We start from the raw sequence: 15546 nt of genomic DNA on the forward strand, positions 1-15546 counted from the left end.
TCCGGCATCGAACTGTAAGACGACGTCCGGTACCGGGACCTTAAGAGGCAGGCTCACCTGCCTTTATCCCGCTGCCAGACAGCGGTCGATGCGCCGTATCCAAAGCTGCCCGGCGTGATATACGTGAGGCGGTCCCCTTCAATGACGAATGGTCTCGCCTGTATTTCGCCATCCCAGTTCGGGAACGTTCCCTTCCGAATGTGCAATTTGATCGTGTGCGTAGTCGGGTCCACTACGTATGTTCCGAAATGTGCGACGCTTCCCTGCACAATCTGTTTGTTTTCGTCCGCCGTCGCTGAAAGACGATCGCCTGATGCGAGCTTCGGCAAGTTGGAGCGGACCGCGATCAGCGTATAGCGCCCATCGTCGCCAAAAACGAGCTGACCTTCTGGATGAAGGCCCAGGATCTCCACTGGGCTACCGCTTTTCAAGACGGTCAGAGAGATCAACTTCCAGGTGCCAACCAGGCTCGCCGCTGTTTGTGCGAAGGCGCTCTGAAACGAGAGCAGTGTCACAGCCCAAAACGCAGCGGCAGAGAGCAAAGTAGTTAGATGACGTTGCATGAGAACCTCCATCACGGACAGCACCGATCAGCGGAATCACAAACGATGGGGCTATTGATTCGTCAAGTCGAGCAACTATGCCCGCGGAATCCCGACACGTGAAAATGCGGAAAGGGAAAGGTCGGGACCACGTTGTGGGAGCACTTTGAGTCTAGACGCGACGGTACTCCACGCAATATACCGTTCGGCATATGCACGACCGGCCTGCAGAAGCAGGAATCACATGATGTGAATGGAACCGGGATATCAGTCGTCGCGTCGGAGGCGACGAACGGCCAGGAGCAGACCATGCCAACGCACCGCCCAATGTCCGATTCGTGGAATGACGCGGCCCGCGAGAGGACTTGGAACACGCATCGATGAACGGAATCCGGAGAAATTGAGAGCATAAGGAAACACGATTTGCTCGGCCGTAGACTGCTTGTCTCACAGCATCCGCAATCTCCGGGGCAGCCGTCTGCATCAACGTTGAGTGGCGTCTAACGACTTGTCAAAGAGGCCGACTTGCGCCATCACACTCTCGTCGAGGCCGCTGATCGCGTGCGGAAGGTCGTTCAAGAGCGAAGCAAACGTGCCATAGCTATATGGATCCGAGAACTTCTGCCAATAGACTCGTTGCCGAAGGACAGATTCGTGCGTATCTCCCTTGAACATGACGATTTCGCCGACCACCATACGTGCATACGAATTTAACGGCCCCGGTGCGACGTACTGTGGCGAAACGCTAATGACAAGTACGGCATCGCTATCTCGATACGCGGGGCCACTTGCATGCAGCAGGTTATGGTCGTCCCGGGTAAATTTTGGCAATCCCGGCGCAGATGCGTCGACCTCGCTAACAACGTAACCATGGGTTCGCAGTGCTGCTTCAATGCCGTCAGTGAATTGGCGATTGAGTTTTGTGTCCCCAAGTTTTGCCGTCACCAGGTCGTCAAAGGTGGCTGGGGCTTTGCTGACGCTAGCGTTGGCGGCGCCCGTTACAGCGCCCGCAATTGCCGCGCCGAGTAAGCCGCCGCCAGGAACCAGAAGTGGCATTGATGCAGCCCCGCCAGCGTAGACCGCCTTCCCGGGATAAACGACCGTTACCGTATGAACGGTACTAAATTTCCCGGCATCTACTTCTGGGCTCGGACCTGCTGCGCAACCCGCCAAGGTCGCGGCTACGCCAAGGGCCGAGAGTTTCGACATGAAGCGCATAAGTTTCTCCATCGAAGATGAACGTTATTAACCGGTTATTCAGCCAGCTTGTGTCTTATCGGAGCGTTTGCGAAAAACTTGAGCGCGCACCTCATGCAAGAACTGGTCGCAATGCGATTCACTCATTTGAGGTCCTTGTGCGAAACCGCAGAGCGTTGCGAGGCAGCTAATAAACTGCCAGAGTCAACGACCTGCGGCGGGTCCGATCTCAAAGTCTGCTTGAGATCGGGTTCCGGTCGTTCATATTGGGCAATCGGACGTCCGAGAAGGGTCGGGAGGGTGAGTTCGCCGATCGAGAAAGCTGTCGTTGGTTGGCAAGTCAAATCGTCGGCGGCAATCCGCCCCATTGCTGACGTAGCGGCAGCGCCGCCCCAACGGCAGCAATGGCCGAAAAGCAATACTTCAACATTGCGAATTGAATGGCCGGTTCCAGAGCGGAACCGACGCCAGAATGTCTGAGCGATGGTGTGAGCGAACGACGACTCCTGGCCGAACCCGGTCCGACGCAGACGTCGACCGATGGCTGATCACGACAGGTATGCGATAGGCATGCATCGCCACGGAACGGACCGTCGGCACTCTTGACAGCGGCCTCCCGATGTTGACCTAGCCTCCCTCGCGCCTGTGAATTGAGTTCATACTTTCGCGTTGAAATAAAGGACTAGTCGTGGCAAGTGCAAACTTCGAACTCTTGACCATCGGGGCTGGCCAAAACAATGCTGTTCATATCGTCATTTAATTCGAGAACCACTGTCGCCCCGAGGGCCTTGGCGCGATTTACAAAAGTATGCGAGGAAGATACATCGAACTCGAACACGGGTACGCATGCGCTACCGACCAACTCATCACCAAAATCATTCAGCAGCATCCCTAGCCGAACGTCGCCTACTGAAAATTCCGTCCACTTCCCCGACTTGCGATTCGGCGAGAGTTCTAACAGCTTTTCCCAGAACGTCACCGACTGCTCCATGTCCGTCACTTTGAAATAAATGGTCCTGACTCGCATCGAATTTTTCCAGAAGAATGTTGTGAGACCCACAAGATCATACAGACTCAAAAAGTGCGATTGAATGATTGTTAGCAATCCAGGCCACCGTGTCGACCGTCCGAGCCTGGCCGATGACTGCCCGATGCAATCGGCATGCGACACCCGAAACTCAAAGGTCGGCGATCGATAGCACGCGCCCCATAGCGGTCCTTCACGTTCGCCGACAACAGCCATCCGACCGGGTATCGAGGTTCTGTCGATGCGGTCTTTCGTCGTTCTGCCATCGCTCCAAACGGGTTACTGATTCGCCGACGGTGAGGGTCAATCGACTGTCCTGTAACTCCAGTCGCGTCCCCATGCTCAGCAATATATCTACGGCTTTCACGAATTCCATATCGCGCTTCAGTGAGTCGAGTGCGTGACCACTCAGCCCGAAAACAGAAATGTCATCGATGAACGATTCAGGGGGTGTAAGCCCGAATAATCGATTCAACCATAAACTCTGCCCCTGTGCGCTGGATCGAATAAAACAGATACTTCCCCGACATTGCACTCAGCGCCCATCAAGGTCAGCTTTTTGACGCGTCGCACGGTCACAATGCGGGTGACATCAACAGCGGAAGCTTGTCCGAAAGTCGGTTCGATCGGTTCGAATCTCATCAGGTGCCCCCTTCTTCATGTAGTTGTTCGTCTCCGCCCTATCGGCTTCGGCGTGTTTTCGCGAAGACGATGATTTCCCACGCGTTGGCCGCAGCGGACAACAACCGCGCCGATGCTGCTCGCCAGTTGGACATTAGCCGCCAAACGCCCTATGCCAAGGCTCTCGGCACTCGGGATCGAATGAAGTGTCAAGCAATCCGACGCGAGGTGTCGGGCCGCTCGACACTTGCGTCGCTGGGTTGTCCGCAGGGCCCTGTCCTTCAGGGCTTGAGTAACATGGCATAGCGCTTGCAAATGTCTCCGTGTCGTTCAACGGAGAGCATCATGTCCTCAAAACAGTTCATCCGGGGGTGCCGCCAGCGTGAGCCTGTGAGCCGTACTAATTCGGCTTCCAAAATTGCGCGGGGTGCTGCCCTATCGCTTTGCTTCGTCACAATCGCTTGCGTCGCGCAAACCCCTCCCGCTCCGGAGCCTGGTCTACCAGTCCCTCCGCCGGTTGCTGGCGGGCCGGGCGGCGCGGCGCAAACCATGCCCTCGCCGCCCCCACCGCCTGCACCCGCTCCCATAGCGGCGCAGCAGCAGTCTGCCGTCGCAACCGGAACCGTAAGCCGCTTCGTGATCAACCCGGAAGGCGACGTCGACGGATTTCTTCTGGCCGATGGTTCGCTCGTCCACTTCCCGCCACATATGGGCACGCAGCTGGTAAGCGCCATACATCAAGGGGACGCGGTCCGGATCTCGGGCTTTCGGGACGGTGCGGGCAACATCACTGCGCAGCAAATCGCAAATGAACGAACGTCACAGCAGGTCGTCGACCAGCCGCCGCCAGTCGATGCACTGCGTGCTCCGCCAGCATTGCGCGGCGCAGGACTGGTCAGGCTAAGTGCCAAAGGCACCGTTGCACGCGTCACGACCGCGCCACGGGGAGAGCCTGACGGCGTGATGCTCCGTGATGGAACGATCATCAAGATGCCGCCACCGGTCGCACAGCAGTTTGCGAACCTCCTGCGACCAGACGTCGTCGTCGCCGCCACCGGATACGGTACGCGCAACCAATACGGCGAGGCGCTGCAAGCGATAGCCTTCGGGACGCCGGGCAATGTCACCCCGTTGTACAACGACATTCCCAACTGATTTTCATTTTTATCGGAGTTACACCATGCATTGGATTGACCCGGAATGCCTGCAGGAGACGCGCGGCACCGTCACCCAGTTCCTTTTGAATCCACACGGAGAACTGGACGGATTCATCCTCGGTAACGACAGACAGGTGCATTTCCCACCACATCTGTCCAGACAGGTCGCAAAACTGATTGGCATTGGCGACAAGGTGCGCGTGCGCGGTGTGAAGCCCCGCGAGGCCGACATCGTGGCTGCCGTTCAGTTGACGTCTGGCACGGGCGTCACGATTGTTGACGAAGGACCGCATCACGATGGTGAGAAACATGAGAAGCCGCACGTTGAGAAGCGCCCCATGGAGGCGATGGGCGAAATCAGGCTCTCGTTATATGGACCAAAAGGTGAACTTCGCGGCGCGCTGCTGACCGACGGAACGGCAATTCGTATGCCCCCGCACGCTGCCGCGGAGCTGGCCAGCTACCTCGCACCCGGCGTCCATATCCAGGTCTGGGGGCACGGGGTAAAGAACCGGTACGGCAAAACCATAGAGGTCGATGACATCGCCGAACTGGTCGACGCTGACAGTCTTCCGGCGTCGACGGAATAGTGCACCCGAACTCGACCTGATACCGAAGAGTTCATCGAAGGAGAAACGCGAGATGGCACAGGAGAAAAGCGCAGGACAGGCATCGAAGATGCCAACACGCGGCGGGCCGCTTGTGTGGATGCATATTGGGGACCTGCATCTGACCAATGCCGGACTGCCCAACCATCTCGCGCTACGCGACATTGTCCTGCAGGCTAACGCGCATCTCGCGGAGCAGATCGACTTTGTCGTGCTACCCGGCGACAACACCGACGACGGAACAGCCCGGCAATACGAAATTCTGCGCAGCGAACTGGACCAGCTCGAGCTCCCAATTCACATCATCCCGGGCGACCACGACTTCAAGTCGGGCAACCTGCATGCATTTCACGACGTGCTTGGTGCAGAGCATGTCCCGAAGGTAATCACGGTGGGTGGCTACCGCTGCATCTTCCTGGACTACGTTTCGGCCGGTACAGGCGGCCCCGACTTCAGACTGGGGGAGTCACAACTCGCCTGGCTCCGGGCGGTGCTACAAAGTGCTGCGGCAGAAGGCAGAGAGTCGGTGGTCTTCGCGCATGCGTATCCGGCAGACCTCGCCGACTCTATGGAAGCCAAAGCTTTCCACGGGATGCTGCAGGAGTTTCGCGTCGCGGTGGTTGATATGGGACACACGCACTACAACGAACTCGCGAACGACGGCAGGACCATCTACGCATCCACACGCTCAACCGGTCAGATAGAGGAAGGACCGGTCGGCTTCTCACTCCTCGCGGTGGATGAAGGCGTAGTGAGCTGGCGCTTCAAACCCCTGGATGAGCCATGGCCTGTCGCGATGATTACCTCGCCAGCCGACAGGCGACTGATCACCCGACCTCATTTACCCAATCACGTGCCCTCAGGTCAAACCACGGTCAGGACAAAGGCATGGAGCGCACGAGGTGTCACGCAGGTCGACTGCAGGATTGACGACAGCGATTGGCAACCGATGAATTTCGTCGCGTCGAAAGAAATCTGGACGCTGGATTGCAAAATCCCCGAGGGAACATTCAAGGTCACCGTTCGCGCAACCGACCAGGCCGGCTCCACAGGGTTCGACCGCATCGAAGCCACGACGACATTCGACGAAACGGATGAACCACGGGCCGATGGCAGTGACCGCGATGCGATTGGTGCGTGGGAAGAAAAGCACATCCTGGGTACCCAGCTCGGACCGAACCGTAACGGGAGAAAGTGGTGAGCAAGGCCGCCCGCTCCACACTCCACGCGCTGGATGCAACCAACTTCTTCATGGCTGACGTGCAGGCCGGAATCGGTCCATTCGTCGGAGTCTTTCTGCAAGCGCGGGGTTGGGGTCCTGGCCTGATCGGCGCAGTGATGACGGTGGGCGGCATCGCCGGGATGCTGGCGACGACACCCGCAGGTGCGATCGTCGACGCAACCCGATACAAGCGCGCGGTGGTGGTCATTGCCTGCGTGATGACGATGTTTGCCTCTGCATTGCTATGGGTCTCGAATTCGTGGCCGGTCGTCGCGCTGTCGCAGGTCGCAACCGCTGTGACGGGAGCGGCCATCGGGCCGGCCCTGGCGGGCATCTGTCTTGGCCTCGTCCATCGTGCCGGATTCGATCGCCAGTTCAGCCGCAACCAGGTTGCAAACCACGCGGGCAACGTAATCGCCGCCGCGTTGTCGGGCTGGCTGGGCTGGCGCTTCGGTTATGGAGCGGTCTTTTTACTCAGCATCGCGTTCGCGCTACTCTCGCTCGCGTCAGTCCTTGCGATCCCGGCCCACTCTATTGACCACGACGCGGCGCGCGGGCTCGTCCACCTTGACAAAACGCACGATCCCGATACAGCGGAGCGCTGGAAGATGCTCCTGCGGCACCGGCCACTGCTTGCGCTCGCGTTGTCGTTGGGACTGTTCCACCTGGGTAACGCCGCGATGCTGCCGCTATATGGCCTCGCCCTCGTTGCCGGCCATCGGGCCAATGGCAGTGTTGCAACGGCCGAGACAATCGTCATTGCCCAGTCGGTCATGGTTGTGGCGGCGCTTGCGGCGAATCGTCTGTTCCGGTGGCGCGGCTACTGGTGGGTCATGCTGCTGTCGTTCCTGGCTTTGCCATTGCGCGGGCTGATCGCCGCCCATGTAGTCAGCCTATGGGGCATCTGGCCGGTGCAGATGCTTGACGGGATCGGTGCCGGTTTACAAAGCGTCGCCGTGCCGGCACTCGTTGTCCGCCTCTTGCAGGGAACGGGACGCGTCAACGTAGGACAGGGACTCGTCATGACTGTTCAGGGTGTCGGGGCAGGCCTGAGTCCGGCGCTTGGCGGATATCTTGCGCACGCATTCGGTTACCCAGCAGCGTTTCTGGCACTTGGCGGTATCGCAGTGGGATCGGTCGCGGTCTGGGTGTTGTTCGGCGCCGAAGTGCGGCAGGCCTGCAAAGACGGCGACGCAGAAGTTGCGCCAGAACCTTCCCAGCCTGCCGCGGCGACCTGATTCACTCAATCCGGGAGATTCATGAATTCAATCTGGGCATCATGGGGTATTGCCGCCGCAGCCACATTCGGCGTCATAGCACGTCCGTTCCGCTGGCCTGAGGCTATCTGGGCCGTGGCCGGCGCGGCATTGCTCATCATTCTTGGTCTTCTTCCCCTTGATCTCGCCTGGCAGGCCGTCGGCAAGGGGACAGACGTCTACCTCTTTCTGATTGGCATGATGCTGCTTTCAGAGGTGGCGCGGCGCGAAGGCCTCTTTGACTGGGTGGCCGTGCAGGCAGTGAACCACGCGCGTGGATCGCCGAAGCGGCTGTTCGTCCTGGTCTACGGTGTCGGTATTGTCACAACCACGTTCCTGTCGAATGACGCGACCGCAGTTGTGCTCACTCCTGCTGTATTCGCCGCGGCGCGTGCGGCAAAAACCAGGCCGTTACCGCTGTTGCTGGTGTGTGCGTTCATCGCGAATGCCGCGAGCTTTGTACTGCCAATCTCGAATCCTGCCAACCTCGTACTGTACGGCAATCACGTGCCGCCGCTCGGGCCATGGTTCGCCCGGTTCGCGTTGCCTTCGGTGTTTTCGGTCATCGTCACGTTCGCCATGTTGCGCGTAACGCAGCGTCGCGCGCTCGACGGGACGTGCGAGTCTGAGCTTGAGCCGGTGCCGCTCACTACGGGCGGACGTATTTCTCTTGCCGGTATTGCGACGACGGCCCTGGCCCTGATGACCGTCTCCGCCCTGGATATGCAACTCGGCCTGCCGACCGCGCTGCTCGGCGTGCTGACAACCCTTGCGGTGATGCTAACGGAGCGTCGTTCACCCTGGCCGGTCGTCAAGGAAATCTCATGGGATGTACTGCCGCTTGTTGCCGGGCTATTCGTCCTGGTCGCAATGCTTGAGCACACCGGCGTGATCGAGATGCTGGCGCGCACCCTTGCGGCGGCCACACGCTCCGGGGAAACGGCAACCGGGTTAATTGCGGGTGCCGCGCTGGCAGTCGCATGCAATCTGGTGAACAACCTGCCAGCGGGCCTGGTCGCAAGTTCCACACTGATGCAGGCGCACAGCCCAGAACGAATCGTTGATGCACTGCTCATCGGCGTGGACCTCGGTCCGAACCTGTCAGTCACGGGGTCGCTTGCGACCATACTCTGGCTGAACGCGATACGCCGTGAAGGAGAGAACGTGGGATTTCTGGATTTTCTGAAGGTGGGAAGCGTCGTGATGTTTCCCGCGCTCGCCTGTGCGCTCGCGGCGCGCATTTTTTTCGGTTGAAACTGGAGGTCGACCATGCTCAACGGCATCTGGCTGTATCCGTTCATCGTCATCGCTGGCATTTTGCAGGCGGCCGGTGCACCCATCAACGGCCAGCTCAAAGGGTCGCTCGTCAATCCGTGGCTCGCATCGAGCGTCTCATTTCTGCTGGTGACCTTTCTGGCGATAGCGCTGTTCTGCATTCAGCCGCATCCATTACCGACTCTGGCCGATCTGCGCAACATGAAATGGTGGGCGCCGTTGGGCGGAATCGTTGGCGCGGTTGCCGTATTCGCCGGGCTGACGCTTGTGCAAAAGGTAGGGGTGGGCACGCTGAACGGGCTGACTATATGCGCCAACCTGGTGGCCTCTGTCGCGATTGACCACTTCGGGCTGATCGGTGTGCCGGAACATGCGCTGAGCTGGCCGAGGCTGGCGGGTGCGCTACTGATGGTCGCCGGTGTTGCGTTGGTCATGCGCTTTTAATGCGGGTAGCGCCGCGGAACTGCCACGTTGGAAACGATGCATGCGCGCGGTCGACTGGCGCATCGTCCCGGTCCTTGCGCTGGTCGTAGTCGCAACGGCCACCTCATACGGTTATCACCGGCTATTGCTCGCGCAACGCGATCTGATTGAGCACACGTATGAGGTCATGTCGACGCTCGAAGCGATCCTGCAGCAGGTCACTGACGCGGAAACAGGGCCCTAAACTCACGGGCCGGTGATCGACAGCACGCGACCCAATACAGACACTCGAATTTCTCCAAAGCGGCCGTTCGGCCGCTATGCCAATTCACGATTGCACTGCACAGAAACTTCCTGGCGCTGAGCTTGGATTGCGGCTCCCCCCAGACTTTCAACCCGAGTCATACCGTGAAGTACTTTGGCGGCGATTCTGACTAGCGCTGTCAGGCCAGCAATGCAGACGGGGCGCTGTCCGACAGTTTGAACACCGCCACGGCTTGCACCAATTGTTGGGCTTGGGACTTCAGGCTTTCCGCGGCTGCAGCGCTCTCTTCTACCAGCGCAGCGTTCTGCTGCGTCACCTGGTCCATCTGGCTCACTGCCTCACCTACTTGCCCCACGCCGACGCTCTGCTCGTTGCTGGCAACACTGATCTCACCAACGATTTCGGTCACACGTTTGATCGCGCTGACGATCTCGGACATCGTCGTGCCAGCCTGATTTACCAAGGCAGTTCCCTGATTTACACGTTCGACGCTGGTTGAGATCAGAGTCTTGATTTCTTTTGCCGCAGCGGCGCTACGCTGTGCCAGGTTGCGCACCTCGCCAGCAACCACAGCAAAACCGCGACCCTGGTCACCGGCACGTGCCGCTTCGACTGCAGCGTTCAGTGCCAGGATATTTGTCTGGAAGGCGATACCGTCAATCACGCTGATAATCTCGGCAATCTTTTTTGAACTGTCGTTGATACCCGTCATCGTTTCGACTACCTCATCGACAACCTTTCCGCCTTTGAGGGCGATCGTACTCGCGCTTAGCGACAGTTCGTTGGCCACCTGGGCATTTTCTGCATTCTGTTTGACGGTCGCCGTGAGTTGCTCCATGGACGCGGCAGTTTCTTCCAGCGCACTCGCCTGCTCCTCGGTGCGACTCGACAGATCCAGATTACCCTGAGCGATTTGTGCACTCGCCGTAGCCACGCCGTCAGCGTTCTGGCGAACATCGGACACAACCCGCAACAAACCGTCACGCATGTTCTTCAGCGAGGCCATCAGACTACTCGTGTCACCAGGCCGCAGGTCGATGTTCACGCTGAGATCCCCTTCCGCGACTCCTTTCGCAAGGTCGGCGGCTATCGCTGGCTCCGTCCCGAGTTGCCGCGTCAGGCTACGCGTGAGCCACATGCCGATTCCGATTCCGGCCAAGGTAGAGAAGATCACCAGGGCAATCATCAGATTGCGACTTTCTACATACAGATCCTGATTGGATTCCGCAGCCTCCTTCGCGTTCTCCTGCTTCACATCTACCAACGTGGTGATCAGCTCGTCAACCTTGTTGACCTTCTGTCGGAAGTCGCCAAATAGCTTTTCCGTGAGTTCTCCGCGATCCTGAAGGGAGGCAGTACCGGTTTTTGTTTCCATGTCCCTGAAAGCTTCGGAATAGTCACGCCAGCCTTGATCCAGTTCTGCAAAGACGTCTTTACCTTTTGCGCTCCAGTACAGTGGCCGGGCTTTATCAAGTGCTTCCCGCGCCTGTGCGAGGCTTTTCTCACTGTCGGCCAGAAACCCGGCCCGCTGCTCAGAGCTGGAGGCGAGAATGGCATTGCGGAGCGCACGGCCTGCCGTTAGCAGATCAACGTCCGCCCTCTGGGTCAGGGATAGTCCGATCAGGTCAAGGTGGTAAACCTTGTCACCTTCATCGTTAATCCGGGCCATGTTCCGGATACCGATTCCGCTCACAACTGCGCCGATCAGGCACACGAGTACAAAAGCGCTGATCAGTTTGGTGCCAAGTTTCATGTTGCTGAATTTCATGCTGCCATTCCTTGAAGTAGAAGGACTTTTTCCATTGCAAGTTATCGCATCAGGCATGCAAAAATTCCGCACGCGGCTCCAGGTAAGAAGATCAATGCGTCGCCCCTCAGGATCGTCTGAAGAAAGCAGACGTCGCGCACGTTCATCATACAAATAGGAATCCTACGCGTAATTGATTTACGACATAGCGATTCATGTCCAGGGCCTTTCAACGCAAGCACTCTAGTAATATTTCGGCGCAGGCTCGCCGAACTTGAGAGGCTGTGTATAAATTTAGCCTCACGGGTTGTCGTAGGCAGAAGGTCGGGGATAGAAATGCTAGACAATCCATCATACGAACAAAGGCACTTACTGGAGTTTCGTTGCGATTGTTAGCAATCCATAGGGTGAAATCGAATGGCCGAAAGTGGCCGCGCCGCGCCAGACGACGGCCGGCTCAGGTTAATCCAGTGCCGTGATGCGATGATTGACGTGATCGGAAGCGCGGGCGTCAAAGCTGGTGTGTGCCTCGATCCCGCGACGTGCGGGGCAACTTGTCCAAGCCCATCAACATTGCTGACGAAATCCCGCCGAAGGCAAGAGTTGCGCCGATATAAAGGAGGTCCATGGCGTGTCTCCCGGTGTTGTTTTGCACCTTTCATATCGGCTACAAATTCGTAAATGATACGTAAATAGATTGAGGGTATTTGTAAGCAAAGCGCCAAATCCCGTTAACCGTTCGGGCTGACTTCGTAGGGCCCTCTTCACCTCGCCGTCCGCGGGACAGCCACGCTCTTTGCGTTGCCTTTATCTTTCGTCGATTTGTTGGCCCATTCGCGTACCGCCTGCGAAAACAGCCTAAGCGCTTCCGGTGGGTGCCGGTTAGCCGGATAGTAGAGACACAAGCCTGGCATGGATGGACTCCAGTCCGGTAGTAGATGAACCAATCGACCAGTCGCCAGATGTTCCACGACCAGATACTCCGGAACCCAGGCGACACCGATGCCGGCCAGCGCAGCATCGACCATCAGATTTGGGTTGCCTAGCGTCATGGGGCCATCGACATCGACACTGAGACCACTGCTTCGACGTTCAAACTCCCAGTGATATAGCGTACCGCTAAGAAATCGATAGCGGATGCATTTGTGCTGCCTCAGGTCCTGAGGTGTTTTCGGCGGCTGGTGGCGAGAAAGATATTCCGGCGATGCGACCGCTGCAAACCGGAATGCCGGACCGAATTCGACCGCAATCATGTCGCGCGGAACATCGTCGAGCACCCGTATCCCAGCGTCAAATCCGTCTGCCACGATATCGATCAGTCGCGTGTCCACGACGACCTCCACGTGAATCTCCGGATAAGCCGCGAGAAAATCCGGAAGCACGTGCTGGATCAGTGGTCGCGCGCCGGCCTCGGCCGAACTGATCCGGATTGGTCCGGACGGCCGGGTACCTGCGGACATCACTTCATTAATGCCATCTTCAAGGTCGGCAAGTGCCGGACCGGCACGCTGCAACAAAAGTTCGCCAGCTTCAGTTAGCGCTACCGAGCGGGTCGTCCGATTAAAGAGGCGCACGTTGAGACCCGATTCGAGATTCCTGATCGCATGACTCAACGCCGGCGCGGAAACCCCCAGTTTTTTCGCCGCCGCGCGGAAACTTCGATGTTCAGCGACGGCAATGAACGCCGTCAGTTCCGACAGACCTGTGCGCAGCATAATTAACCTCCATTTAACACCCCGTGAAACTATAGCCTTATTGTTAATTGATTTGCATCAACCTAAGATCTGGACATTGATTTCAACCGGAGAAGGTCTGTGGAAACGCGCAATGGCTTGAGCAACAACATTGAAGGCAAAGTTGTTGTTATCACGGGTGCGAGCAGCGGCCTGGGCGAAGCGACTGCCAGGCATCTGAGCGCGCAGGGCGCGATCGTCGTACTGGGCGCGCGGCGGGTCGATCGCATTCAGTCGCTAGCACAGGAATTAATCGACAAAGGCGGCAAGGCACTGGCTATGGCAACCGACGTGACTCGTCACGACGATGTCAAAGCATTGGTCGATGCAGCAGTGCAGACCTTCGGGCGCGTCGACGTCATGCTCAACAACGCCGGATTGATGCCGCATTCACCGCTTGAGCGCCTGAAGATCGATGACTGGAACCAGACGATCGACGTCAACATCAAGGGTGTGTTGTACGGGATCGCCGCTGCCTTGCCACACATGAAACAGCAGAAGAGCGGCCAGATCATCAACGTCGCTTCCGTGGCGGCGCGGATCGTGCGGCCCGGCAGCGCTGTCTATGCGGCAACCAAGAGCGCCGTGCTCATGATCTCGGAAGGCTTGCGCCAGGAAGTCAAACCCTACGGTCTTCGCACGACGATTCTCTCGCCGGGTGCGGTTGCGACGGAGCTTCCGAACAGCATTACGGAACCGGATATAGCCGGCTTCATCGGCAAGTTCTACGAAGAGATCGCGATCCCAGCTGAATCGTTCGCACGCGCCGTCGCCTTCGCGATTAGTCAGCCTCCGGAAGTCGACGTGAATGAAATCCTGTTTCGACCCACTCGTCAGGAAATTTAAGCGATCGGCCAATCCAGAAACAAGGAAGAAGCATCATGCAAAAAGTCATCGTTGTAATCGGCCCGGGATCAATTGGGCAAGCCATTGCGCGGCGGGTGGGCGCAGGCAAACACCTTTTACTCGCCGACCTGCGTCAGGAGCAGGCCGACGCCGCGGCAAAGACGCTGAGCGAGGCGGGTTTCGTGGTGACGACAGCGGCCGTCGACATTTCATCGCGGGCGTCGGTTGAGGCCCTGGCCGCTAAGGCGACTTCATTGGGCGCCATTCATGGCCTTATTCATGCGGCCGGCGTTTCGCCTTCGCAGGCCTCACCGGAGACGATCCTGAAAGTCGATCTCTACGGCACCGCGTTGATCCTCGAAGTATTTGGCGAAGTGATGGCCGAGGGCGGAGCGGGAGTGGTAATCGCCTCTCAGTCCGGCCATCGTCTACCGCCGCTGACCACGGAACATAACCACGCGCTTGCGACGACGCCTGTCGAAGAATTGTTAAAGCTGCCAATGCTGCAGTCTGATCAGGTAAAGGATTCGTTGCATGCCTATCAGTTGTCGAAACGCGGCAACGCCCTGCGCGTGATGTTTGAGGCAGTCCGCTGGGGCAAGCGTGGCGCTCGTATCAATACAATCAGCCCGGGCATCATCATCACGCCGCTTGCGAAGGACGAGTTATCCGGCCCGCGTGGGGCAGGCTACCGGCGCATGATTGACGGGTGCCCGGCCAAGCGCGCCGGCACGCCGGACGAAGTTGGAAATGTTGCCGCGCTGCTCATGGGGCCTGACGGAGGATTTATCACCGGAAGCGATTTCCTGATGGATGGTGGCGTGACGTCGTCTTACTGGTTCGGAGAACTGGCACCGCAATAATGGTGTGACGTTACGCCAGATTCCTACGTGCAAGAACGTCGAGTGGATGGAGCCGGTAACCGATGAGCAGTATGAGGCTGGCGCGCGTTGAAGCAATTGCAATGGCGCATCAATCTGGAATCATGAGATCGAAAGCAACGCCGACGCAAGAACGCATTGTGCCCGCGACCACGACGATCGAACGGGCACTGATGCGATAAATGAAGCAGGCGGTCTGTCGGCCCTGCTGTCAAACCGTAATCACGCCAGGGAAGCCCGGCGCCAACAGGAAGTTGGGAGGCTCGTAAGAACCCATCATCTGGAGTTCCGCGACGGGGCCGCCTGGTCCCGTCGCGGTGAGTACGCCGTTAGCGAATGCGACGCTGGTCACGTCGGCTTCCAGCACAATTTTGTGGGTCTTCCCGAAGTTACTGATCGAGCCGGCGAACTCGCCGGGACTTCGCAGGACGAGGCGGGCGTGCGCGCCGTCGAACGAGACGGTCTGCCCGGACGCCACCGCTTCGAGCGACGCCACGCTGTCGGCATGAAGCGAGAGTGTGCCATCATCGGTCAATGCGCCGAAAACCTGCAGTTCGCTGTCAGCTGCGACCGTCATTGAACTTCCATGGGCGATGGAAGCATTGTCGACGTCGCCGACAAAGATAAGTTTGCCGACAGCCGTGATCACTCGTAAGCGCCTCGGCTGGGCCGTTCGTCCATTCGCGTGCGCGTAAAGCATGATGGTGAACTGAAGCTGCCAGTCAGGTAGAGGTATCTGGCGGACT

16 protein-coding genes are annotated in these 15546 nt (G+C 58.4%); 10 read left to right on the forward strand and 6 right to left on the reverse strand.

Translation table 11 applies throughout. The features are described from left to right. Positions 1 to 53: 53 nt before the first annotated feature. The 3 genes from P3T24_RS24935 to P3T24_RS24945 form a co-directional block, all read right to left on the reverse strand. Positions 54 to 563: a lipocalin-like domain-containing protein gene (locus P3T24_RS24935; RefSeq protein WP_429408546.1), complete on the reverse strand. Its 510-nt coding sequence runs from the start codon at positions 561 to 563 to the stop codon at positions 54 to 56. Positions 564 to 1025: 462 nt separating this feature from the next. Continuing rightward, the gene (locus P3T24_RS24940) at positions 1026 to 1760 is read right to left on the reverse strand and encodes a hypothetical protein (RefSeq protein WP_429438791.1); all 735 of its coding nucleotides are present in this window, start codon (positions 1758 to 1760) and stop codon (positions 1026 to 1028) included. A gap of 661 nt (positions 1761 to 2421) precedes the next feature. Then, positions 2422 to 2766, reverse strand: coding sequence for a VOC family protein (locus P3T24_RS24945; RefSeq protein ID WP_429438794.1), 345 nt, complete (start codon positions 2764 to 2766; stop codon positions 2422 to 2424). Positions 2767 to 3477: 711 nt separating this feature from the next. Here P3T24_RS24945 and P3T24_RS24950 point away from each other — a divergent pair. The 8 genes from P3T24_RS24950 (at position 3478) to P3T24_RS24985 (ending at position 9572) form a co-directional block, all read left to right on the forward strand. After that, positions 3478 to 3693, forward strand: a complete 216-nt coding sequence (locus P3T24_RS24950; protein WP_429438797.1) for a helix-turn-helix domain-containing protein — start codon at positions 3478 to 3480, stop codon at positions 3691 to 3693. A 330-nt stretch (positions 3694 to 4023) separates the two neighbouring features. Then, positions 4024 to 4542, forward strand: coding sequence for a hypothetical protein (locus P3T24_RS24955; protein WP_429438800.1), 519 nt, complete (start codon positions 4024 to 4026; stop codon positions 4540 to 4542). A 25-nt stretch (positions 4543 to 4567) separates the two neighbouring features. Next, positions 4568 to 5134: a hypothetical protein gene (locus tag P3T24_RS24960; protein ID WP_429438803.1), complete on the forward strand. Its 567-nt coding sequence runs from the start codon at positions 4568 to 4570 to the stop codon at positions 5132 to 5134. 88 nt (positions 5135 to 5222) lie between these two features. After that, positions 5223 to 6353 (forward strand): metallophosphoesterase family protein, encoded by a 1131-nt coding sequence (locus P3T24_RS24965; RefSeq protein ID WP_429438806.1) that lies wholly within the window; start codon positions 5223 to 5225, stop codon positions 6351 to 6353. Continuing rightward, entirely contained in the window at positions 6350 to 7612 is a 1263-nt protein-coding gene (locus P3T24_RS24970) for an MFS transporter (RefSeq protein WP_429438808.1), read from the forward strand. The genes P3T24_RS24965 and P3T24_RS24970 overlap by 4 nt, the downstream gene beginning before the upstream one ends. A 21-nt stretch (positions 7613 to 7633) precedes the next feature. After that, positions 7634 to 8884: an arsenic transporter gene (locus P3T24_RS24975; protein WP_429409942.1), complete on the forward strand. Its 1251-nt coding sequence runs from the start codon at positions 7634 to 7636 to the stop codon at positions 8882 to 8884. A gap of 15 nt (positions 8885 to 8899) precedes the next feature. Beyond that, entirely contained in the window at positions 8900 to 9349 is a 450-nt protein-coding gene (locus tag P3T24_RS24980) for a DMT family transporter (protein WP_074267921.1), read from the forward strand. Positions 9350 to 9389: 40 nt separating this feature from the next. Beyond that, on the forward strand, positions 9390 to 9572 hold the full coding sequence (locus P3T24_RS24985; protein WP_429438811.1) for a hypothetical protein: 183 nt from the start codon (positions 9390 to 9392) through the stop codon (positions 9570 to 9572). 199 nt (positions 9573 to 9771) lie between these two features. Here P3T24_RS24985 and P3T24_RS24990 read toward each other — a convergent pair whose 3' ends face one another. Further along, positions 9772 to 11361: a methyl-accepting chemotaxis protein gene (locus P3T24_RS24990; protein ID WP_429287840.1), complete on the reverse strand. Its 1590-nt coding sequence runs from the start codon at positions 11359 to 11361 to the stop codon at positions 9772 to 9774. 743 nt (positions 11362 to 12104) lie between these two features. Further along, a complete protein-coding gene (locus P3T24_RS24995) occupies positions 12105 to 13055 on the reverse strand; it encodes a LysR family transcriptional regulator (RefSeq protein ID WP_429438813.1) in 951 nt (316 codons plus the stop codon). A gap of 117 nt (positions 13056 to 13172) precedes the next feature. Between P3T24_RS24995 and P3T24_RS25000 the strand changes: the two genes are divergently transcribed. Together P3T24_RS25000 and P3T24_RS25005 are read left to right on the forward strand one after the other, a co-directional pair. Then, positions 13173 to 13919, forward strand: coding sequence for an SDR family oxidoreductase (locus tag P3T24_RS25000; protein WP_429438852.1), 747 nt, complete (start codon positions 13173 to 13175; stop codon positions 13917 to 13919). Positions 13920 to 13954: 35 nt separating this feature from the next. After that, positions 13955 to 14782 carry an SDR family oxidoreductase gene (locus tag P3T24_RS25005; protein ID WP_429438816.1) on the forward strand — a complete coding sequence of 276 codons (828 nt, stop codon included), beginning with the start codon at positions 13955 to 13957 and terminating at the stop codon, positions 14780 to 14782. A gap of 229 nt (positions 14783 to 15011) precedes the next feature. Here the strand turns inward: P3T24_RS25005 and P3T24_RS25010 are convergent. Further along, positions 15012 to 15546 (reverse strand): hypothetical protein (locus P3T24_RS25010; protein ID WP_429438818.1); only part of this gene is annotated, 535 nt, incomplete at its 5' end.

This window comes from Paraburkholderia sp. GAS33 (assembly GCF_050436645.1).
Classification (GTDB): Bacteria; Pseudomonadota; Gammaproteobacteria; order Burkholderiales; family Burkholderiaceae; genus Paraburkholderia; species Paraburkholderia phenazinium_B.